Source organism: Erysipelothrix larvae, from assembly GCF_001545095.1.
In the GTDB taxonomy this organism is placed as follows: Bacteria; Bacillota_I; Bacilli_A; order Erysipelotrichales; family Erysipelotrichaceae; genus Erysipelothrix; species Erysipelothrix larvae.
In genome coordinates, this window is sequence record NZ_CP013213.1 from 1,138,280 (window position 1) to 1,161,285 (window position 23,006).

General features: G+C 37.8%; 16 protein-coding genes. All 16 read right to left on the reverse strand.

The window, feature by feature from the left end; genetic code table 11:
- Nucleotides 1-25 precede the first annotated feature (25 nt).
- The 16 genes from AOC36_RS12070 to mreC all read right to left on the reverse strand — a co-directional run bounded on the left by AOC36_RS12070 (nucleotide 26) and on the right by mreC (nucleotide 22,994).
- Nucleotides 26-6,655, reverse strand: a complete 6,630-nt coding sequence (locus tag AOC36_RS12070; protein ID WP_067632177.1) for an InlB B-repeat-containing protein — start codon at nucleotides 6,653-6,655, stop codon at nucleotides 26-28.
- A gap of 315 nt (nucleotides 6,656-6,970) precedes the next feature.
- Nucleotides 6,971-7,441 (reverse strand): YbaK/EbsC family protein, encoded by a 471-nt coding sequence (locus AOC36_RS05300; protein ID WP_067632179.1) that lies wholly within the window; start codon nucleotides 7,439-7,441, stop codon nucleotides 6,971-6,973.
- 136 nt (nucleotides 7,442-7,577) lie between these two features.
- A complete protein-coding gene (locus tag AOC36_RS05305) occupies nucleotides 7,578-8,804 on the reverse strand; it encodes an aminopeptidase (protein WP_067632180.1) in 1,227 nt (408 codons plus the stop codon).
- Between the two features lie 36 nt (nucleotides 8,805-8,840).
- The gene (locus tag AOC36_RS05310; protein ID WP_232505397.1) at nucleotides 8,841-10,073 is read right to left on the reverse strand and encodes an aminopeptidase; all 1,233 of its coding nucleotides are present in this window, start codon (nucleotides 10,071-10,073) and stop codon (nucleotides 8,841-8,843) included.
- A gap of 1 nt (nucleotide 10,074) precedes the next feature.
- Nucleotides 10,075-10,977 carry an ROK family protein gene (locus AOC36_RS05315; protein WP_067632182.1) on the reverse strand — a complete coding sequence of 301 codons (903 nt, stop codon included), beginning with the start codon at nucleotides 10,975-10,977 and terminating at the stop codon, nucleotides 10,075-10,077.
- A 39-nt stretch (nucleotides 10,978-11,016) separates the two neighbouring features.
- Entirely contained in the window at nucleotides 11,017-12,444 is a 1,428-nt protein-coding gene (gene pyk, locus AOC36_RS05320) for a pyruvate kinase (protein WP_067632184.1), read from the reverse strand.
- Between the two features lie 16 nt (nucleotides 12,445-12,460).
- Nucleotides 12,461-13,420, reverse strand: a complete 960-nt coding sequence (pfkA, locus tag AOC36_RS05325) for a 6-phosphofructokinase (protein WP_067632186.1) — start codon at nucleotides 13,418-13,420, stop codon at nucleotides 12,461-12,463.
- 58 nt (nucleotides 13,421-13,478) lie between these two features.
- The gene (locus AOC36_RS05330) at nucleotides 13,479-14,399 is read right to left on the reverse strand and encodes an ATP-binding protein (RefSeq protein ID WP_067632188.1); all 921 of its coding nucleotides are present in this window, start codon (nucleotides 14,397-14,399) and stop codon (nucleotides 13,479-13,481) included.
- Complete coding sequence (locus tag AOC36_RS05335) at nucleotides 14,396-15,568, reverse strand: DnaD domain protein (RefSeq protein ID WP_067632189.1); 1,173 nt, start codon at nucleotides 15,566-15,568, stop codon at nucleotides 14,396-14,398. The genes AOC36_RS05330 and AOC36_RS05335 overlap by 4 nt, the downstream gene beginning before the upstream one ends.
- A complete protein-coding gene (gene coaE / locus AOC36_RS05340; protein WP_157777148.1) occupies nucleotides 15,565-16,143 on the reverse strand; it encodes a dephospho-CoA kinase in 579 nt (192 codons plus the stop codon). Before coaE ends, AOC36_RS05335 begins: the two co-directional genes overlap by 4 nt.
- A 5-nt stretch (nucleotides 16,144-16,148) precedes the next feature.
- Nucleotides 16,149-16,967, reverse strand: a complete 819-nt coding sequence (mutM, locus tag AOC36_RS05345) for a bifunctional DNA-formamidopyrimidine glycosylase/DNA-(apurinic or apyrimidinic site) lyase (protein ID WP_067632193.1) — start codon at nucleotides 16,965-16,967, stop codon at nucleotides 16,149-16,151.
- A gap of 1 nt (nucleotide 16,968) precedes the next feature.
- The gene (gene polA, locus AOC36_RS05350) at nucleotides 16,969-19,461 is read right to left on the reverse strand and encodes a DNA polymerase I (RefSeq protein WP_067632195.1); all 2,493 of its coding nucleotides are present in this window, start codon (nucleotides 19,459-19,461) and stop codon (nucleotides 16,969-16,971) included.
- A 57-nt stretch (nucleotides 19,462-19,518) separates the two neighbouring features.
- Nucleotides 19,519-20,487, reverse strand: a complete 969-nt coding sequence (locus AOC36_RS05355) for a metal ABC transporter solute-binding protein, Zn/Mn family (protein WP_067632197.1) — start codon at nucleotides 20,485-20,487, stop codon at nucleotides 19,519-19,521.
- Between the two features lie 33 nt (nucleotides 20,488-20,520).
- On the reverse strand, nucleotides 20,521-21,603 hold the full coding sequence (locus AOC36_RS05360; RefSeq protein ID WP_067632199.1) for an AI-2E family transporter: 1,083 nt from the start codon (nucleotides 21,601-21,603) through the stop codon (nucleotides 20,521-20,523).
- A 30-nt stretch (nucleotides 21,604-21,633) separates the two neighbouring features.
- A complete protein-coding gene (locus AOC36_RS05365) occupies nucleotides 21,634-22,140 on the reverse strand; it encodes a hypothetical protein (protein WP_157777149.1) in 507 nt (168 codons plus the stop codon).
- A 14-nt stretch (nucleotides 22,141-22,154) separates the two neighbouring features.
- On the reverse strand, nucleotides 22,155-22,994 hold the full coding sequence (mreC, locus tag AOC36_RS05370) for a rod shape-determining protein MreC (protein ID WP_067632203.1): 840 nt from the start codon (nucleotides 22,992-22,994) through the stop codon (nucleotides 22,155-22,157).
- Nucleotides 22,995-23,006 lie beyond the last annotated feature (12 nt).

Genomic DNA, 23,006 nt, shown 5'->3' on the forward strand with positions numbered 1-23,006 from the left:
TGTATAACTGCCTCGATTTCAAAATCTAACGTTTTTGTTTTCTTCGAATTGAACTGAACATCATGAGAAGTCCACCTATGACTACCATGAATGCAGATGTATTATCCGAAGCGATACCAGAATTCTCAAGTTCTTTTGTTCCTTGATTATTCGATGTTGGGGTTTTAACTGTTGGATTTGGTTTTTGTTCCACTGGTATTACTGGAACTACAGGTTCAACTGGCTCAACAGGAACAACAGGATCAACAGGATCTACTGGTTCAACAGGATCAACTGGTTCTTCAGGTCTTACTGGTCCACTTGGTGGAACATTTACTGAATAAACAAAGCGAACGATTTGTTCTACAGCACTAATTTGACCTTCTGATAGACCAACTACTTGTTTTAGTGTATATCCATTAAGCACGAGTGCTTGAGCAATGTATGTTGTACCAATATCCCCTTCAAATATAATCGGATCATCGAGTTGATTTCCAGATTCATCTTCATAGTAGACAGTCACTTTTGCACCATTTTGTTTCCACGATGCAACGAGTGTCATTTCACCCATGTCTGTATCTGTAATTGCGGTGAATGCATCACCGAATTCGTTTGTCCAACCGAGGAATGTATAACCAGGTTTAGAAGCAGCTTCAAATGCGTCGACACCAACACCATATGTATATGATGCAGGATTGCTTGCATTGTTTGTACCACCATCTAATAAGTAGTTAATTGCATAGACTTCAGGTTCCCATGTTGCATACAAGGTGATTTCACCGGTATGTTCAGGATCAATGGATGTTACAACATTACCCTCTTCATCAACCCAATCAAGGAATATATGACCAAGTTTACTTGCAGGATAGAATAATGGAACACCAATTCCAAATGTATAACTATCAGGATTGTCTGGACTATTTGTTGCGCTGATCGCAAAGGCCATAAACATTCTGAATGGAGCTTGTGCATCTAGAATATAAGTAATACCATAAACATTTGGTGTCCATTGGGCGATTAAATGCTTGTCGCCAGTATCTGTAGTCGTGATTGCTGTTACAGGATTATTTTCTGTATCAACCCATCCTAAGAAAGTGTGACCAAATTTAGTTGGATTTGCAAAAGATGGTACCCCTACTCCATAAATGTATGATGTAGGATTCGTAAGATCATTGATGCCGCCAACTAAGTCATAAGTAATGACATACTCATTTGCTACCCATGTGGCAACAAGTGTCTTATTGCCTGTGTCGGATGATGAAATGGCTGTTATTGGATTGTTATCAAAATCAACCCAACCTGCAAAGGTGTAACCAAGTTTAGTTGCTGGATTAAATGATGCAACTCCGATGCCAAAGGTATATGTTGCAGGATTTGAAAGATCATTTGTACCACCATCAAGTACATAAGAGATTGTGTAATCTTGTACTTCCCAAGTAGCACACAATACTTTATTGCCCGTTGCATTTGCTGAAATGGCAGTCACTGGATTGTGGTGTGAATCAACCCAACCCATGAATGTGTATCCAGTTTTAGTCGCAGGTTCAAAAGATTCAACACCTACACCATAGGTATACGTTGTAGGATTCAATGGACTGTTTGTACCGCCATCTAGTTGGTAAGTGATTGTATATTTATTAGCAGTCCATGTTGCGATGAGTTTCTTAGCTCCAATATCGGTAGTAGAGATTGATGTTACTGGATTGTTATCCAAATCAACCCAACCTGTAAAGGTATATCCAGTTCGTGTTGGATTCTTAAATGATGAAACGCCAACACCAAAGGTATATTTACTTGGATTTTGTGGATTGTTGGTACCACCATTAAGCTCATATTTAATTGAGTATTCTTGAGCTTTCCATATCGCTTTAAGGATCTTATTACCAGTTGAAGTTACCGAGATTGACGACACAACATTTCCATGAGCATCTTCCCAGCGAACAAAGTTGTAACCAGTACGTGTTGCTGGTGCAAATGAAGGAACCCCTACGCCAAAAGTATAGGTTGCAGGATTACTTGGACTGTTTGTACCACCACCGAGTTGATAGGTAATCGTATATTTATTTGCAGTCCATGTTGCAATGAGTTTCTTACTTCCCATATCGGTTGTTGAGATTGATGTTATTGGATTATTGTGATCATCAACCCAACCTGTAAAGGTGTAACCTACTTTTGTAGGATCCTTAAATGAAGGAACACCAACACCAAAGGTATACTTACTTGGATTTTGTGGATTGTTTGTACCACCATTAAGCTCATACTTAATTGAGTATTCTTGAGCTTTCCATGTAGCAGTTAGTGTTTTGTTTCCAGTTGCTGTTTTAGATATTGATGTAACTGAATGGTTGTCTTCATCAACCCAACCCGTAAAGGTATATCCAGTTCGTGTTGGATTCTTAAATGATGAAACGCCAACACCAAAGGTATACTTACTTGGATTTTGTGGATTGTTTGTACCACCATTGAGTACATAAGTGATTGTGTAATCTTGTACTTTCCATACAGCACAGAGCACTTTGTTACCTGTTGCAGTAGTTGAAATTGAAGTTATCGCATTGTTGTGATCATCAACCCAACCCATAAATGTGTAACCAGTACGTGTTGCTGGTGCGAATGAAGGAACCCCTACGCCATAAATATAGGTTGCAGGATTACTTGGACTGTTTGTACCACCACCGAGTTGATAGGTAATCGTATATTTATTTGCAGTCCATGTTGCAATGAGCTTCTTACTTCCCATATCGGTTGTTGAGATTGATGTTATTGAATTGTTATGATCATCAACCCAACCTGCAAAGGTGTAACCAGTACGTGTTGCTGGTGCAAATGAAGGAACACCAACACCATAAGTATAGGTTGTTGGATTACTAGGACTGTTTGTACCACCACCGAGTTGGTAGGTAATTGTATATTTATTTGCAGTCCATGTTGCAGTTAGTGTTTTGTTTCCAGTTGCTGTTTTAGATATTGATGTAACTGAATGGTTGTTTTCATCAACCCAACCTGTAAAGGTGAAACCTACTTTTGTTGGGTTTTTAAATGAAGAGACACCAACACCAAAGGTATACTTGCTTGGGTTTTGTGGATTGTTTGTACCACCATTGAGTACATAAGTGATTGTGTAGTCTTGTACTTTCCATACAGCGCAGAGCACTTTGTTACCCGTTGCAGTAGTTGAAATTGAAGTTATCGCATTGTTATGATCATCAACCCAACCCATAAATACGTAACCAGTACGTGTTGCTGGTGCAAATGAAGGAACACCGACACCATAAGTATAGGTTGTTGGATTACTTGGACTGTTTGTACCACCACCGAGTTGGTAGGTAATTGTATATTTATTTGCAGTCCATGTTGCAGTTAGTGTTTTGTTTCCAGTTGCTGTTTTAGATATTGATGTAACTGAATGGTTGTCTTCATCAACCCAACCTGTAAAGGTGTAACCTACTTTTGTTGGGTCTTTAAATGAAGAGACACCAACACCAAAGGTATACTTGCTTGGGTTTTGTGGATTGTTTGTACCACCATTGAGTACATAAGTGATTGTGTAATCTTGTACTTTCCATACAGCACAGAGCACTTTGTTACCCGTTGCAGTAGTTGAAATTGAAGTTATCGCATTGTTATGATCATCAACCCAACCCATAAATGTGTAACCAGTACGTGTTGCTGGTGCGAATGAAGGAACACCAACACCATAAGCATAGGTTGCTGGATTACTTGGACTGTTTGTACCACCACCGAGTTGGTAGGTAATTGTATATGTTACTGCAGTCCATGTTGCAATCAGTGTTTTGGTTCCAATCGCGGTTGATGAAATTGAGGTAACTAGGTTGTTGTTTTCATCAATCCAACCGGTAAATGTATATCCAAAACGTGTAGGGGCTTTAAATGAAGGTACGCCCACTCCATAAGTATATTTACTTGGGTTGAGGGAGTTGTTTGTACCACCATTGAGAGTATAGTTAATCGCATAGTCTGTTGCTTTCCATACAGCACAAAGTGTTATATTTCCAGTAGAAGTTGGTGCGATTGATGTTACAGGATTACCTTGTGGATCTTCCCATCTTACAAAAGTGTAGCCAAGACGTGTTGCTGGTTCAAAAGATGGAACACCAATTCCAAAGATGTATGATGCTGGATTATTACTGCTGTTCACACCACCTTTTAAATCATAAGTGATTGTGTAAGATAAAGCAGCCCATGTTGCGATGAGTGTTTTATTTCCAGTATCAGTAGATGAAATTGAAGTTACAAGTTGATTTGTTTCATTTACCCAACCAAGGAATGCGAAGCCAGGTTTTGTTGCTGGACTAAAGGATGGTACACCAGTACCAAATGTATAGGTAGTTGGATTTGATGGGTTGTTAATACCACCATCTAGTACATAGGTAATTAAATATGTATTCAGCGTCCACGTTGCTTTTAGGGTCTTGTTACCACTATCTGTCGTTGATATTGAAGTGATTGGATTATTGCTTTGGTCAATCCAACCGGTAAAGCTATAGCCTAATCGTGTTGGATTAGCAAAGGATGCGACTCCCACACCATATGTGTATTTATTTGGATTGCTTGGATCATTGATACCACCGTTTAATTGGTAGTCAATCGTATATTCGTTTGCTTTCCAAATGGCGATAAGTGTTTTGTTACCTGTTTCTGTTTTTGAAATGGATGTAACAGTATTGCCACTTGTATCTTCCCACCGTACAAAAGTGTATCCAGTTTTAGTCGCTGGTTTAAATGAAGATACTCCTACTCCAAATGTATAAGTCGATGGATTATTACTGTTATTTGACCCACCATTGAGTTGATAAGTAATCGTGTAATCCGTAGCTTTCCAAACAGCACACAATGTCTTATTGCCTGTGGCTGTAGATGAGATTGAAGTAATGGCATTGTCGTGTTCGTCAACCCAACCCATGAATGTATATCCAGGTTTTGTTGCCGGTCCAAAGGACGCTACGCCGACGCCATAAGCATAGGATGATGGATTGCTTGGATCATTAGTTCCTCCATTAAGTTGATACGTAATGGTGTAACTTAAAGCTTTCCAAACAGCTACCAATGTTTTATTGCCAGTTTCTGTTTTTGAAATGGATGTAACAGTATTGCCACTTGTATCTTCCCAGCGTACAAAACTATAACCAGGACGTGTTGCTGGGTTGAAGGATGTTACACCAACTCCAAAGGTATATGTTGTTGGATTGCTGCCACTATTGGACCCACCATTAAGTTGATACGTTATTGAATAAACTGTTGGTATCCATTTTGCAATCAATTTTTTATTACCAGTATCTGTTGTTGAGATCGAAGTAATGGTGTTATTGTTTTCATTCACCCACTTGTCGAATGTATAACCCGTTCGTGTTGGATTTGCAAAAGAAGCAACACCAACTCCAACTTGATAGGTTGTTGGATTACTTGGAGCATTCGTACCACCATTCAAATCATAGGTAATCGTGTATTGATTTGCTTTCCAAACAGCAGTTAGTGTTTTGTTTCCAGTCGCTGTTTTAGATATTAATGTAATGGCATTGTTTGACTCATCAATCCATTTTTCGAATGTGTATCCTGTTCTTGTTGCAGCATAGAATGTTGAAACACCAGTTCCATACGCATAGGAAGTAGGATTATTGGATGAGTTGGTACCACCACCAAGTACATAGGTAATCGTATAGGTTGTAGGCGTCCATTTTGCATACAGTGTTACAGTTCCAGTAGAAGTGGTTGAAATTGATTTGATTTCATTACCATTCTTATCAGCCCATTTAACAAATGTATACCCTGTTTTTGTTGCTGGATAAAATGAAGAAACACCAGTACCGTATGTATACGCAGATGGATTTTGAGTATTGTTTGTACCACTGTCAAGGTTATATACGATTGAGTATTGAACTCCTACCCATTTCGCAGTGAGTGTGATATCTCCTTTGGTTGTTTTAGAAATGGATGTTACTTTATTACCAGAACTATCATACCAACCAAGGAATGTATAGTTTGTTTTAGTAGCATCTTTGAAAGAATTCACGCCAACTCCGTATGTATAGGTTGTTGGATTTTGACTGTTGTTTGTACCACCATCAAGCTTGTAGGTAATGGAATACTTAGTCGTGGACGAGGCAGTTCCGGATAAAGTATTAACTGTTACTTTTAAGTTTGGGTTAACAAACTGAATGTCTTTCGAAAGATCACCAATTGTTATGGTTAACAGCTTTGTAACGTCAACCTTAGAACTAAAGGAATCTAAATCGGTTTTTATCGTTCCCACTACAAATGTTTCACCAACAACTGCATCTGAGAATTCTACGAAAATCTTATTGTCTGCAATCCGCCATTTACCAATTTCTTTTGTATCATTCAAGAGTGCTTTTGTATCAGATGTGATTGATTGAATGAGCGAAGAATCTGGAAGTGCAATCTCAATTGAGTCACCACTTTTTAGTGTAGATTCAGTGAGGTTTAAACGGAACTCTAGTTCAAGTCCGAATGAGTCGTCAAGTTTAATGAAAGAATCATTGTCAACGATTGACCCATCGGAAGCAATGAAATTCCAATGTGTGATCGTAACACTTGATGAATAATCGGAACTAGAGTCTGCAGAAACATTATATGAAAACGCAGAACTTAAGAAAAGAAGGACTGCGAATCCTAAACGCATTATTTTGTTTCTCATGTTAACTCCTCCTATATCAATGTGCTTGCTCATACCGCGAGAACCAATCCCCACACCCTTTTTTGCCTCTAAGGTGTCTCATTTAGACGTGGTCAAGTGCATTGTAGATATATTGTAATAGTTATGAGAAACAGCAATTATCTCACTTTTAATGAGTGAACCATCAGTTTTAAGTCAATTACTTGTGCAATTTCTTTGACTTCTCACAAGGTTTTGGGTTTACTTAAGGTAATGTGCCATAATTTTGCATAATCCATTAAAAAAACAGACACATAAAAAGGTGCTTTCTATACGTGTTAGAAAGCACCTGTATTGTTATTCCCAATCTTTGCCTACATCAATCCAATCTATCATATTAGAATGTTTGACGAGCTCATCTATCGTGAGGTTTATCGTAGATTGTGCATCCCCTGCTGCTGCATGGACATCATGAAATCGTTTGAGTGATATGTCAAGGTAGACCTTTATATTATCCTTGACAGCAAAAGGACAAACACCCCCAGGATTATGACCTACACAGGATAGCACTTCAAAAGAGGGAATCATTTTTGCTTTTTGATGAAATTGCGCACGGTATTTTGGATTGCTGATTTTCGCATCCCCTGCCATCGCAATTAAAACGACATCTTCTTTGACATAAAATGACATTGTTTTCATTATTTGTGCTGGTTGACAACCGATTACTTGAGCTGCATGGATTACTGTATCTGTTATAATGTCATGCGTTACGATTCTATGATCTAAATTAACGTCTTTGAAGTATTCAATTACATTTGATAGTGCCATCTTAATTCACATCCTTTTGATAAAAATCATAAACTAATTCAAAGAATATGTAAACAAGGAGGTGCTATATGAGTGATTGAACGCTATCTATAGAAGACAAAAGAGGTCAATAATATTGATCCTGCACGAATCAGAGTTATAGTGTAATATTCCCCTTTTCCATGATGGTGATATCTTCACCTTCAAAGGTCTTTCCTACAACTTTCATATCATCACTACCAAACATGAAGTCTACATGGATTAGTGACTGGTTAATACCGCAATCTTCGAGTGCTTCTTTAGAAAGAGCACTCCCATTTTCTATCAATGGGTATCCGCGACCAAGTGCCATGTGGCAGGATGCATTTTCATCAAAGAGTGTGTTGTAGAATAAAATATTCATTTTGGAAATTGGAGAGTCATAAGAAACAAGTGCGATTTCACCAAGACGATTACTGTTATCATCTGTCTTTAAAAGTGCTTGTAATGCCTCTTTTCCTACTTTTGCATCAAAGTCGGTGACTTTACCATCTTCAAACTTGAGCCAGAAATCATCGATGAGTCGGCCGTTGTTATTGAGTGGTAGTGTGTTATACACAATACCGTTAACGTTCATGCGATCTGGTGTTGTGAATGATTCCTCAGTTGGGATATTTGCATTAAAAGGAATGCCTTTTGCTGAAGGTTTTCGTCCCCCACCCCATATATGTCCCTTAACAAGTCCAACGGTTATGTCAGTTCCTTTTGCATTTGTGAAATGAAGGGATTTGAAGTTATAAGTGTTGAGACAATCTCCTTGATGTAATAACTGAGCATTATGGAGTTCCCATTCATGCTGTGGATCATTATCTTCACTCACACGACAAGCATATAAAATTGATGCATAAAGCTTATCGTAAGCATCGTGCTCATTGAGTGTTGGGAAAACAGCTTTTGCCCATGACATCGTTGGATACGCACAAACAAGCCATTGTCCTTGTGAGCTCATGGAGTATTGGGTATAGCGTTCCATTACTTTACCGCGAACTTTTGAATGTTCAAGAACTTTTGAGCTATCAACATCGTTCATAAGGCCTGGATTGGGTGCTCTCAGTGCAAGTCTCACAAGATCTTCACTAAGATATGAATCAAACTCATCAATCTCCCATTGATTCATCTGTGTCAATGTGTCTAGATCTTGATATATATAATCTAAACGTTGGAGGTGTTCACTTGCATACTTGACAATAACACGCTTTGCGCCACGTTTATAAGCTGTTTCACTGAGAAGTGTCACAAATTCATAGTGCACCGGTTCTGCGTGAATGAGTAGTGTTTGTCCTTTTTGAATATTAATTCCGGTATTAATCAATAGATTTGCATATTTTATATCAATTGCTTTCATAATCGCTCCTTTTAAAAAAAGCGTGAAGAATCACGCTTAGATAATAAAACTTCCATTTTCAAAGATAAGGACTTCTTCATCGTTGTAAGTAATTCCGACAATCTTCATATCTTCGCTACCAAACATAAAATCTTCGTGGTTAATTGAATCGTTAGCATGTGCATCGTTTAATTGATCACGAGTCATTGTAGTTCCATTCTTCACATTCATTGGATAAGAAGCTCCCAATGCCATATGGCAGGATGCATTTTCGTCAAAAAGTGTGTTATAGAATAGGATGTTAAGATTTGAGATTGGTGAGTCATGCGAAATTAAGGCAATTTCTCCAAGATGACGACTTCCTTCATCAGTATTTAATAAGTGTTCGAGTGTTTCTTTTTCTTTTTTAGCATCAAAATCCACAACTTTTCCATCTTTAAATTCAAGCCAGAACGCATCAATGAGTTTCCCGTTGTAATTTAAAGGCTTTGTGCTATATACGCGACCATCTACGCGATCACGATCTGGCATGGTAAAGGATTCTTCGGTTGGCATATTTGGATTAAAGACATATCCTTTTTCTGAAGTTTCTTGACCACCAGCCCAGATATGATCTTTTACTAAACCAACAACAATATCGGTTCCAAGTCCATTTGTGAAGTGTAATGATTTAAAGTTATAGTCATTGAGTACTTTGTTTTGATGCGCAAGTGTTGCATTGTGTTTGTTCCAAAGATCTACGGGATCTGTGTCTTCATCAATACGAACTGTATAAAGGATGGATTCGAGCAGTTTCGAAACACCTTCTTCAGGCGAAAGTTCTGGGAATACAACCTGTGCCCATTCTTGCGTAGGTAATGAAACAAGTGACCATTGACCACGGTTTGCCATCGTGAATTCTCTAAGGCGTTTTAAAGCTTCACCTTGCGCTTTGGCTTGTGCTGCTATCTTATTACCATCAACATCGCTTAAAAGCCCTGGCGATGGTGCATACACTGATAAACGACAGAAATCTTCACTCATGTAACTGTCATATTCGTCCACCAACCATTGTGGCACTTCTGTGAGTGTTTCAATGGATTGATATTCGTAATGATATTTTCCAATGATATCATCAGAAAACTTAACAATAACGCGTTTTGCGCCAGCTTCATATGCTTCTTCAGTAAGCATGCGTGCAAATTCATAGTGTTCGGCCTTAACGTTAATTAAAAGTACTTGACCTTTTTGAACATTTATTCCTGTACGAATTGCCAGTCGTGCATATTTCTTTAATAAATCTTGAATCATCTTATGCGTCTCCATTTGAACTGCAAAGCATTGCTGCTCCAATTACACCTGGTTCATCAAGCGAAGCGAGTCTAAACTCAACATCTTTCATACCAGGATGAACTAGGCCTTTAAACTTCTCAATCATTTCGTCAAAGTAGAATTCATGAGACTGTGAAACGCCACCTCCGATGACAAATACATGTGGTTCAACAACGTGTGCGATTGCAGAAAACATATATGCCATATCTTCGCACATTGTGCTGACAAGCTTAATTGCTTTTGCGTCACCATCTTGTGCTTTTAGGAAGATTGGATATGCAGATGTGATTTCAGGATCAATTAATTCACGTGCTTGACGCACAAGCGCTGTTCCTGAAGCCCAGTTTTCAACTGCCCCTGCATTTAAATGGTCAACTTTAGGACGGTTGCGATCAATAACGATGTTCGCAATTTCTCCTGCATAACCATTGTGACCAGACACTACTTTACCACTAACAACAAGTGCGCCACCAATTCCAGTTGAGTGGGTTACATAATATACGATTTTCTTGCCACGTCCTGAACCAACCACTGCTTCAGCAAGTCCGGCTACGTTAGCATCATTATCTAGGTATACTGGCATATTTAATTTCTTTTGAAGATAGTCAATAACAGGAAAACCTGCAAACCCTTTAATATTAGTTGCAAGTGTTACGCAACCTCTTTCAGTGTCTACAGGCCCTGGGATACCTATGCCAACACCCAGACATTCTTTAGAAGTATTCAAAGTTTGAATCATTACAGCAATGTTGTCCAAAACAATCTCTGGACCTTGATCAGCAAGCGAAGGACGCTTGATCTCCTCAAGAATCTCTCCAGTTTCACTGACAACTGCAACACGAACATTTGTTCCACCTAAATCAACGCCTAAGTACTTTTTCATATTATCTCCTTAAGTATTTATTATTTTAGTATTTAGTTTTTATTTTACTTCAATGATCTTCATCATGTTGGTTGAACCTTCGCCTGAAGGATATCCAGCAACAATTACAAGTTTATCTCCGGTTTGAACGCCAAATGTTTTCGCGATTGTAGTTGCGAGTTCGTCATCATTTGTCATTTTATTTTCAACTTCAGAATAAACTGGAATTACACCCCAATTGAGCATTAAGCTACGTTGAACTGCACGGTCAAATGTTACCGCAATAACTGGCACTTTAGGACGGAATTTAGAAATACGACGTGCTGTCATTCCACTTTGTGTAAAGGCAATAATTGCAGTTACATCCGCTAAGTTTAGAATTGTTTCACCCACTGACATACCAATCGAATCTTGGATTGTGTTGTGTGATGATTGAATTGCTTGATTTAAACGATCGCGATATGGGAAGATATCTTCCATTGCAGTAGAAATATTGTGCATTGTTTGAACTGCTTCAACTGGATATGCACCAACTGCTGATTCTCCTGATAGCATAATTGCATCGGTTCCATCAAGGACTGCATTTGCTACGTCACTCGCTTCTGCACGTGTTGGACGTGGATTTGATTGCATTGATTCGAGCATATGTGTTGCGGTAATTACTGGCTTACCAAGACGGTTAGCAACTTTGATGATTTGTTTTTGGTAAATTGGTACAAGATATGTTGCAACTTCAACACCTAAGTCTCCACGTGCAACCATCACACCATCAGCTACTTCAAGAATTTCTTCAATGTTATCGACACCTTCTTGATTTTCAATTTTAACGATGATTTGAATGTCTTTTTTGCCTTCATCTTCGAGTACTGCACGAATATCTAATACATCACTTACACGACGTACAAATGACGCGGCAATATAATCGACATTGTTTTGAGCACCAAAGCGGATGTCTTTTTCATCTTTTTCTGATAAGAAAGGCATGGAAAGTTTAACGTTAGGAATATTAACCCCTTTACGTGTTTTAACAAATCCAGCATTTTCAACGCGGCAGATCAAGTCTTTTTCATCTTTGTCAATGATTGTAAGACGAATCTTACCGTCATCAATAAGGAGGTAATCCCCAACGACAACGTCGTTGTATACTTCAGGAACTTGTAAACAGAAACGTTCTTTGTTTCCTAAGTAATCAGCATCGAACCCAACTTTAACAGTATCACCTGTTGCGAATTCAATTGCATCATTTTCCATTACAGCACAGCGAATTTCAGGACCTTTTGTGTCCAAAAGCAATGCAAGTGGTTTGCCCAATTTCTTGCTGACTTCACGAACACGTTCCATTCTCTTAAGGTGATTTTCATGAATGTCATGTGAGAAGTTAAAACGAACAACGTTCATCCCTTCGTTTGCAAGACGTTCAATCATTTCCTCATTTTCACTCGCTGGTCCAATCGTACATACAATTTTTGTTTTCTTTAACATATCCATTAGATATTTCCTCCTATTAAACTAATCGTTGATGTAATTCAAATAACTCTTTACGTGATTTCTTCGGTGTTTTTAGTGCTTCATCAATTGGAACTGCCCGGAATTGTTCATCCACAAAACACACACAAGATCCCCCTCCACCACGAATTAATTCAGAAACTGCAAAGTCACCATATTGGGTTGCAAGAATTCGGTCTCGTGCGGTTGGTGAACCGCCTCGTTGAATATGCCCCAATACTGTTGATCTTCCAGCAAAACCAGTATGCTGAGATATCTTTTGAGCTAAGAGGTCTACATCGGTTATTTTTTCTGAAATAATGACAATCGCATGACGCTTTTTCTTCTTTACTTCAAACATTTTTAACCGTTCTAAAATCTCTTGCTCATCAAATCCAGTTTCTTTTGTGATCACAACTTCAGCACCGCAAGTTATACCCGCAAACAGTGCCAAGTCACCACATCGATTTCCCATAACCTCTACTACAGAGCATCGGTGATGTGAACTTGATGTATCCCGTAGTTTATCTACGTTTTCGATGATTGTATTCAAAGCAGTGTCAAAACCAATCGTATAATCAGTAGCTGCAATATCGTTATCAATCGTTCCCGGTAAACCAATGCAATTTATACCCATATCCGTTAATGCTTTTGCACCACGGTATGAACCATCGCCACCGATAACAATTAACCCTTCGATACCGAGTGCATTTAAGTTATCAATTGCTTTTTTTCTTACTTCTTCAAGCTTGAAATCTTCTAATCGAGCAGAACCAAGGATGGTACCACCCTTTATGACGATATCACTTACATCACTACGCGTGAGTTTTTGGATATCGTTTTCCACAAGCCCTTTGTATCCGTTAAATACTCCATAAACTTCTAATCCTTGGATTAGCCCGGAACGAACAACAGCACGAATTGCTGCATTCATTCCTGGTGCATCACCACCAGAAGTTAAGACACCAATTTTCTTCATACGTCACCTCTTGAGTTATCATACCATTTTTATCACATTTTGTGCAGATTTTTAACATTTATTTATGATTTCTTCTGTTTGTTCCAACGATTTCAAAGGGAGTAGCACATGTACTTACTCTGTCTGTAAACCGTTTCGCTCGTAAAGGGTCAATATTTCCTTTAGAATCGATAGAATAAACAGATTCTAATTTTTGAATTGGATAGTTGCTTGTAAAGATCGTAAGCTTTGAATTCTCCATTCTAGAGTTCAATATTGGAAACAATACTTCATCTCTTGACCAAGGGGTAATGGGTTCAGAACCTAGGTCATCCAAAACTAGAACATCACAATTCTTTAAGGCATTGAACATTTTTTCTTGTTCAAATTGAAGTCCAAATGTTGTTTTTATATATGTTAATAATTCACTTGTTGTCACAAACATTACCGAACGATTTTGTTTCGCAAACTTATTTGTGATACAGGCTGCAAGATAACTTTTCCCAACACCTAAATCTCCGTAGAGATACATCCCCTTTTTTCCAAGCTCTAAGGGTTCACAAAGTGCAATGGCTTTAAGGTAATTTGGTGATTCATGCTCAATGTCAAGTGTATCAAAGGATACTTTTTGAAGCTGTGCTGGCAAATCAAATACAATATAACGTTTAAGATACTCTAACGATTCATTCATTGATTGAAGCGCATCTGTGCGTACAAAGACTTCCATTAAGGTGTTGGTTTCGTGATCGAATACTAAATCAACATATTCTCCTAAGGTGGGATTGGCTTCCAAGAGATCTTTTGAAACAGATTCTGCTTTCTCTTTTTCACTTACCCAATCTTTAAAACGGTAGGCATTCTCCTCAACAATCTTTTGCGAAACGCGATATTGTGTTAAAAATGCTTTGACATGTTTATGTTCAAGAAGCTGTGCAATCAGTTGGTTTCGTTGGTTCTGTTGGTCTTTAGTTAATGGATATTTCAGGTTTTTGAAACTCATGAAGCCCCTCCTTTAGATAATTTATCTTTGAGCATTTTTCGTAGTGCATCCACATCTTCGTCAATGGAATCGTCTTTTGAATATTCAGGAACTTGATGAACAACAGTCCCCTTTGATTTTTGTGTGGATTTTGACGATGTGTTTTTAGCGGGTTGACTGATTTCTTTCAGTGCGTCACTTAAGGTTTTCACATTACGACGTTTCCAGGTCGATGCAATCTTCTCAACATAAGCACGGTTCAAATTGTCTTTGTTGATTTCAAGGACATATTCCAAGAGTGCATTGATGACAGGATTTGTGAATTCAAAGTTTTTGCTGAGTGACTCAATAAGACGGCGATCTGCATCCACAATATACGTGTGATTTTGCTTAAATTGTAAGAAACTCACAGGATCCAATTCGTAAGGATTTTCAACTTGTTTTGGAAGTTCACGTTTTGATACCCTAAACTCTTTATCAATTGCATGAACGAGTTTCACTTCGTCAAGGGTTCGCGTTGAGAAGTTGGTTGCATTGAAGAGGATTGATTTCATATCGGGATAGGAGATTTGATACAAGGATCCAGCTTCAGCTATAATACGTTTTAATGAATCGGTTCGAAGACTCAAGGGAAACACAGTATCTGACATTGTAGAGAAGAATCGATCCACATCAAAATGGGGTGCAAATACCTCTGTTTGATGTTCATCAATGGTTGTCTCAAGACCTTCATCCCATACAGATAATCGTGATGCATCGAAGGGTTTTGTGATTTCATTTCCATCAATTTTAACTTTACCATTTAAACATTCCATCGAAATTTGTTTGTAAGCATCACTCCCTCTAACAAGCGCATAGAGTCTACCAAACATTGGATGTTTAATAAATTGAGCCATGGTCAGTGGTTTTATTACGATGAGGGTCACACCATCATCACCATCGAAGGTTCTCACTAACATAAAACGTTCAAGTTCTTGTCTTTGTTGGATAAGGGTTTCACTGTTAATTTGAACGATTCCACATAATTCTTCAACCGACAAATTAGTGTGTTTACGCCCTAGCTCATACAAAGTGAGATAAAGTGATAATGCAGGAAACGCGAATACGGGTTGATATAAACGAATGAGTGCAGATAATTGATCATTGTTAATTTCGTGTTCACAATTGCATTGATATTGAACTTTTTTCATGCGCTCATCCTTTCTAACGTTTCTATAATCAGTGCTTTAAGAGCGTCTTGTGTTGCATTATTGTCAAGGATGCGATCAGCGAGTTTCAATTTGGTACTGGTTGGAATCTGACGCTGCTCACGTTTTTTTATGTCATGGTGTGTTAAACCACGACTCAATAAGCGTTGGTAACGAATCGCATCTGTTGTATTGACAACCCAGACTTCATCAAATTGACCCTCAAGTTGTGCTTCAAAAAGCATTGAAACTTCGAAGAAAACAAGATCTTGTGGATCTGATTCATAAATGTGATTGATTTTATCCATAACTTCTGGAAATATTTTATCCTCTAACTCCATAATGTTCTCATCCGCTAAAAAGAGATGATGGGCCAATATTTTACGATTTATTGTCGCATCGTCATTGAGGAGTTCACCGCCATAGCGTGAAATAAGATAGTCATATATGGGTTCGCCTGGCTTATATAAATCATGTGCAATTAAATCTGCATCATACACTGGATAATTTAAAGATTTAAGGATACAAGAAACACTTGATTTACCCGACCCAATGGTTCCTGTGATTGCTATTTTCATCATCATTACACCTTTTGACACTTCGGACACCAGACAGTGGAGCGTCCATCTATTTTCCTTCCTACCATTTCAGTTTGACATCGATGACACGGTTTCCCTTTTCGACCATAGGCATTCAAACTAATTTGAAAGCGACCACTCACATCTAAGGACGATGTATAGGAGCGAATGGTTGTACCACCTTGTAAAATGGCATTATGCAACACAGCACGTGTGTTTAGAATAATTTTATCACATTCTCTCTTAGAAAGTGAACATGCTTGTCGTTGAGGGTTGATTTTACATGCAAAAAGAATCTCGTCAGCATAGATATTACCAATCCCAGCGATAATCGACTGGTCTAACAGGATTGTTTTAATGCATCGTGTTCGATGTGCATATCTCTTCAGCAAGTATGAGCTGGTTAATTGTTCATCGAAGGGTTCAAGACCTAAATGCTTCGATTCTAAATAAGCATCCAAGTCATTGGTAAGCGCAAATCGTGAGAATTTACGCGTATCAAGATAATGAACCACGTAGTGGTGTGTTTTAAATATTAGGTGTGTATGTTTTGTAGGGGCTGGTTCACACCCTTTTTTATAGAGATGAAACTTTCCTTCCATACGTAAGTGTACAACTAGAAAGGATGCATCATCAAATCCGAAGATTAAGTATTTACCTCTACGACTAAACAATCGAAACGTTTTAAAAATGCACGCACTCAAAGGAAGACTTGCTCCTTCTACAAGGCTGGGTACACGTAAATCCAAGGACTCAATGGTTTCATTCATCAGTGATTTTTCCAGTGTTCGAACAACAGTTTCGACCTCAGGTAATTCTGGCATATTATTCCTTCCATGTCTTTCCAGTTGAAGCAGAAACCTTGAGTGCGACTGGCCATGATACAATGGTTTCCATAATTTCGATTAACTGCGGCATCAGTGCATCCAATTCGTCATTTTCAACATCAAAAATTAATTCATCGTGCACTTGTAGGATTAATCGTGATTTATAGGAATCCAAAAGTGTATCCACTTTGATCATTGCCATCTTAATGATGTCTGCAGCGGTTCCTTGAACTGGCGCATTCATCGCAGCTCGTTTCCCAAATTCACGGCTGGCATAGTTTTTATCTTTAATCTCTGAAATATAACGACGGCGCTTAAAGAATGTTTCAACGAATCCATGTTCTTCACAATACTGAATTGTTTCAGCCATATATTCGTGAATTCTTGGATAGATTTGTTGGTGTTTCGCAAGGTAATCCCGTGCATCTTCAAAAGAGATGTCGAGTTGTTGCGATAGACCATACTCGCTCATGCCATATACAATTCCAAAGTTTACAGATTTCGCTTCACGACGTTGAAGTGAGGTAGGTGTGTCAACGTTGAATATTTCACGTGCAGTTTCTTCATGAATGTCTCTTCCTTGTTTAAAGACTTCAATCATTTTTGTTTCGTTTGCTAAAAAGGCCAAGACACGAAGTTCAATTTGAGAGTAATCAATTTTAAGTAAGGTACAGTCTTTAGATGCTACAAATGCACCCCGAATCATCTTCCCTTCCTCATCACGTACCGAAATGTTTTGAAGGTTTGGATTTGACGATGAGAGTCTTCCTGTTTGTGTGAGGTGTTGATTGAGTGTCGTATGAATTTTTTGGTCGTCTCTTATGTGTTTGACTAAACCCACTGCATACGTTGAATACAGTTTTTGATATTTACGATATACTAGAATTAGCTGAACAATTTCATGTTCACTTGCAAGTTTTTCTAAAACATCAACAGCAGTTGAACGTTTCTTTCCTGATTTTAATCCTAAATCATCAAAAAGAACGGTTGCTAATTGTTTTGGTGAATTAATATTGAATTCCTTATGGGCATGGGCAAATATTTTCTCACTCAAATCATTTAATATGACTTCGGTTTGAGTCGCAATTGTGTCTAAAATACGTTGATCTACAGTGAATCCGTTGAATTCACATTTTGCTAATACTGATATTAATGGCTTTTCAATTGTTTCGTATACAGAGTAAACATTCATCACATCTGCGCGGCGGTAAAGATTGTCATAAACTTCGTGAATCTTATTCGCATCATTGAGTTTTTGTGATTGACTATCGAGGTTTTCGTTCCACATATTGTATGAATCTTTAAGTTTATCAAACGTTGTAATTGAACCATCTACAATGAAGGCCAAAAGAAGGACATCATCAAACATGCTTTGATGAATGGGTAGTTTTTGCTCAAGCATGTACCGATACATTGCTTTTGCATTTACAAAGATAAATTGTCGTTGGTTTGAAACCAATGCTTCTAAAAGCGGCTGAAGGTTATCTTGATTAACATACACAGCCCCTACACCATCTGATAGAGAGGCACCGATGACTGTGTCATTATCATCGGTATCCACGACCACACTGACGCGTTTGTTTTGAAGAATGCTTTGGATATCGACATGATCAAAATTTAATTGCTGTTGATCAACGACAACGGTTTCTTTGACCAATGAGTTCATATCATATTTGCGGTAGAATGAATTAGTACTTAACGAATCAGTTTCAAACACAAAATCATGCTCTTCAATTTCAACTGGTACTTCACAATATATAGTAGCGAGATCGTACGAAAGGTACGCTTGTTCTTTGTACTCGCGGACTTTTTCCCCGAGTTTTCCTCTAAGTAAATCTTGGTTTTGATAGACACCATCAAGGGTATCGTATTCTTTGAGCAACTTAAGGGCGGTTTTCTCTCCTACGGATGGAATCCCAGGGATATTATCAGAAGCGTCCCCCATCATTGCTTTTAAATCAATAATTTGTGAAGGTCTTAATCCCATGGTTTCATGAAGTGTTTCGGGCGTCATTTTTTCAAGTTCGGTTAACCCTTTTTTCATTAATAAAACATCGACATGGTTATCAACAATTTGGAGTAAATCCTTATCACTTGTTAAAATGGTGACATGATCTTCAGTATAGCGTTTCGCAAGTGTCCCAATAATATCATCTGCTTCATAGCCATCCATTTCATATCGAAGAATCGGTAAAGCATCTAAAAATTCACGAACTAGTGCAAATTGAGACACTAAATCTTCATCGACTTCTTTACGCGTGCCTTTGTACATATCAAACCGTTTGTGTCTGAATGTTTTCTGGCCGGTATCAAATGCTACGAGGACATGGGTAGGTTTTAATAGATCAATCGCACGGTTTAACATCACTGAGAAACCATACACTGCATTAGTTACAACGCCGGAACTCGATGCCATCTTTCCCCTGTTTAATGTCCCATAATAAGCTCTAAATAACATTGAATTTCCATCAATTAATAATATTTCTCGCATAATGTCTCCTTTTATAATAAAACCCTCAAACGTCACGCTTAAGGGTTTTTGACCATGTTACTCTGATTCACTTAACGCTAACAATGTATCTAAATTGCGATACATAATTGAAAGATAATCATTGTTTTCATTAATGTCATCTTCACTAAGCGCAAATAAATTACTTAAATTAATCTGTGTTAATTGAAGTTCAGTCTTCACCTGATTAAATAAACGATTATAATCCTCTGGCATGTTGCCTTCAAAAGCAATATATTTTACACCATCATCCTGAATGCGTTCACGATATACATTCATGAGTTGTTCATCTGGTAATGCACCGTACTTAGACAATACGATTGGATAAACGTTAATACCATAACTCTTTTGCCAATTTCCAAAACTTGGTGTTAATGAAACAAATGCTAATTGATTTGTTACATCACGAAGCTTTTGATACTCAGCATAAAGGCGAACTAAATCAACCTCGAGGGATTCAAAGTTTTCTTGAAATGTTTCAGCTTCATCTGGGTAATTCTCAACAAGCCAATTTAATACAGAGCGACCCATTGAGGTCATTGCAATTGGGTCAATCCAAAGAATCGGATCATATTCGTACATATCAATATAATTCAATAATTCAGAATCATAATAAGCACTTTCAAATGTTTGAATTTGACCACTTACACGTACGTTTTGATAGCGCTGAAATGCATAAAGTGTTGAATAGACTGATAAGTCAACACGCTGTGCACTTGCGTTTCTAAGTTCTGAATCATATAACTCAAAATAAGGTTGTAATTCATTAATATAGAAGATTACATCCGCATTATTAATGACAGATTCATAGGAATCTACAATCGTTGCCCGTTGGGCAACTGTGCCTTGTTGGAGTCGTGAAACATTCACACGATCCCCTGCAATGCGTTCAACAAGATACTCTAATGGATAGCTGGTTACAACGACATTTAAGCGATCTTGGACACAGCCTGATAACACCACGACTAACACGCTAAACACAATGAGTTTTTGACATATTCTTTTCATAACAAACCTCTCTTAAGCATTATATCATACTCCTTAGTTTTGTGACTCATCATTCCAGTTATTTGCTCTTAACTTTAGGATTGAGTTTACAGAAAAATACAGTGGCATGGATATCAAAATACCCACAAAACCAAATAAAGTCGAGCATGCAAAGAATGAAAACAACGACCAAAGTGGTTCTAGTTTGTCACGTTTATTGAAAACCATAGGCGCAACAACATATCCGTCAACTTGTGAGAGTACGACAAGTAAGAGTGTTAAAATTACGGCACGTGATAAACCCAAAGTGAGACTGGTTAAAATCCCAATTGAGTGAACAATCGTCGGCCCAATATACGGTACCATCATGGAAAGTGCCGTTAACACTCCCAATATTAACGCATAGTTATGTCCCACTAAAAAGTAAACAAGTGTATATTCGACAAAAGCGATTAACATAATAACGATTTCAGTACGAACATAGCTTTTCACAGCCTGATCGACTGATTTCAAAGATTTATAGGTGTTAAGGTTTACTTTACGTGCCAATGTGCCGATGGCTCTTGTAAATCGTTCATAATCAAAAATGAAATAGATTCCAATAATAAACGAAAATAAGATCGTTGTAAGAATGGACAGTGCACTCGTAACAAAAGTTGTAACATAAGCTGGAATTTCTTTTGTGATGTTAGTCATCACATTCAACATTTCTGAGTAAATGCTCATGATTATGTCTGATGGATTATCACTGGATTCAATATACATGTTATAAAGTTGTTGAACGCTGTCAACGATTGTTTGACCAAAGAGTGCAAAATCATCAATTAAGTTAGGAATGACTGCAGAAAATAACAAGGCTATTAGACCAATTACAGCTGCCATGACTACTAATACACTGATTGCTCGGGGTATTTTGAATTTCTCAAGATATCGTGTAATCGGATAAACTAAGTAAGCAAAACCAAATCCAATGATAAATGGGAAAAGGATTTGTCGAATTAATTTAAAGGCTTCAAGCCACCAGGCAGAAGTCAGCATTAACAAATAAACTACAAGCAAAATAAGCAAGACCGTTATTAAAGTTTGAAACCCAATATTTTCTTCAATATATGCTTGCGCTTTTCTCGCGATTTTCATAATCCACCTCACCTTTTAATCATAACACAATCATTGGAAATCTCTACGCGTACGCTTTATAAGCAGTCCGTGGAAAAAACTTCGAATGTTCATCACAAATTTAAACAATAATAAATTAATTAAAATCACCCACACACCGCGTTTTGCCATAAAGAACATAAACGATCCAACATAGTTGTGAAACATCACGAGTCCGAGGTACATAACAAATTCCCTGATAAACAAAGCGAGTGTCATGATAACGAGCCATTCAATAAAAGATGATCCAATATGTCGATACCAATATTTTACAATAACTACACTAATTCCAAAGCTCAATAGATACACTGGATAAGAATCATAATGAAATAAATTCATAATCAGACATAATACTAAAAAGCGTAAACCATACTCTTTAACCTCGTCATTACGTATCGAAAGAATTAACCCCATGAAACTCATTTGGGACACAAATTCAATCGGTGCAGATAATTGAGTCCACAATGATTGAACAACTAAGTCACATAAAATACAGGTGAATAGAAAACCATATTCCATTTTCCGGACATTTCTCATGGACGATTCACAACCTTAATATAATCAATTTCATTAAAATTTACACTGGATTTAATATAAACAACAATCCCAACACTGTCAGCAACAGGTTTTACACTATCAACAACACCAACAACTAGACCTGTTGGGTAAACACCACCTAAACCGGAGGTAAAGACTTGCATCCCTTGTTGGATGGTTGCGCTTGAGTCAAGTAATTGAACCTCAAACACACGATTTTCAGCATCATAGCTTCTTAAAATACCTTGAATTGATATGGAGCTGTTGACGATGATTTTAACTGAAACTTGGCTTGTTTGAGAGTTTGCTGTAAGTAAACTTACGGTTGCTGAATTTTCTTTTACATCAATAACACGACCAATTAAACCATTTGCAGCGACCACTGCATCATTCAATTCAACACCTTGATTAGAACCAACATTAATTGTAATTACTTGGTTCCACGAATCCCATGCTCGGTTAACGGTTCTACCTGAGATGAGTGAAAATTCTGAATATAAACTATCTAATTGATTTAAAGCTTTTAATTTTTCAACTTCTTGTTCAAGTTCGTATACCCTACTTGCATCAACCGAAACAGAGCTTAATTGCTCCTTGAGCCGATCAATTTCATATCTTGAATCCCAAAAATTCGCGACATCCTTTGTGAAATTGGATACTGTATTTATTGGATAATCAATTGCAGCATAACGAACCATCGAAAAGAATGAGAAAAAACCGCGATCTGCGGAATCGACAAAACTAATTCGCTTAATAGCACCCAGTCCTAATAATGATACGAGCACCAGTGCCAGGATTCCTACGAGTAATCGGCGGAATGTTTTCTTTTCTTTCATGTCATCACCTCT

Coding starts and splice junctions, on each gene's coding strand:
- pfkA (WP_067632186.1), bottom strand. CDS start 13,420: ATGAAGAAAATTGGTGTCTTAACTTCTGGTGGTGATGCACCAGGAATG.
- AOC36_RS05360 (WP_067632199.1), bottom strand. CDS start 21,603: ATGAAAATCGCGAGAAAAGCGCAAGCATATATTGAAGAAAATATTGGG.
- coaE (WP_157777148.1), bottom strand. CDS start 16,143: ATGAAAATAGCAATCACAGGAACCATTGGGTCGGGTAAATCAAGTGTT.
- AOC36_RS12070 (WP_067632177.1), bottom strand. CDS start 6,655: ATGAGAAACAAAATAATGCGTTTAGGATTCGCAGTCCTTCTTTTCTTA.
- AOC36_RS05300 (WP_067632179.1), bottom strand. CDS start 7,441: ATGGCACTATCAAATGTAATTGAATACTTCAAAGACGTTAATTTAGAT.
- AOC36_RS05315 (WP_067632182.1), bottom strand. CDS start 10,977: ATGAAAAAGTACTTAGGCGTTGATTTAGGTGGAACAAATGTTCGTGTT.
- polA (WP_067632195.1), bottom strand. CDS start 19,461: ATGCGAGAAATATTATTAATTGATGGAAATTCAATGTTATTTAGAGCT.
- pyk (WP_067632184.1), bottom strand. CDS start 12,444: ATGGATATGTTAAAGAAAACAAAAATTGTATGTACGATTGGACCAGCG.
- AOC36_RS05310 (WP_232505397.1), bottom strand. CDS start 10,073: ATGATTCAAGATTTATTAAAGAAATATGCACGACTGGCAATTCGTACA.
- AOC36_RS05335 (WP_067632189.1), bottom strand. CDS start 15,568: ATGAAAAAAGTTCAATATCAATGCAATTGTGAACACGAAATTAACAAT.
- AOC36_RS05355 (WP_067632197.1), bottom strand. CDS start 20,487: ATGAAAAGAATATGTCAAAAACTCATTGTGTTTAGCGTGTTAGTCGTG.
- mutM (WP_067632193.1), bottom strand. CDS start 16,967: ATGCCAGAATTACCTGAGGTCGAAACTGTTGTTCGAACACTGGAAAAA.
- AOC36_RS05365 (WP_157777149.1), bottom strand. CDS start 22,140: ATGGAATATGGTTTTCTATTCACCTGTATTTTATGTGACTTAGTTGTT.
- mreC (WP_067632203.1), bottom strand. CDS start 22,994: ATGAAAGAAAAGAAAACATTCCGCCGATTACTCGTAGGAATCCTGGCA.
- AOC36_RS05330 (WP_067632188.1), bottom strand. CDS start 14,399: ATGAGTTTCAAAAACCTGAAATATCCATTAACTAAAGACCAACAGAAC.
- AOC36_RS05305 (WP_067632180.1), bottom strand. CDS start 8,804: ATGAAAGCAATTGATATAAAATATGCAAATCTATTGATTAATACCGGA.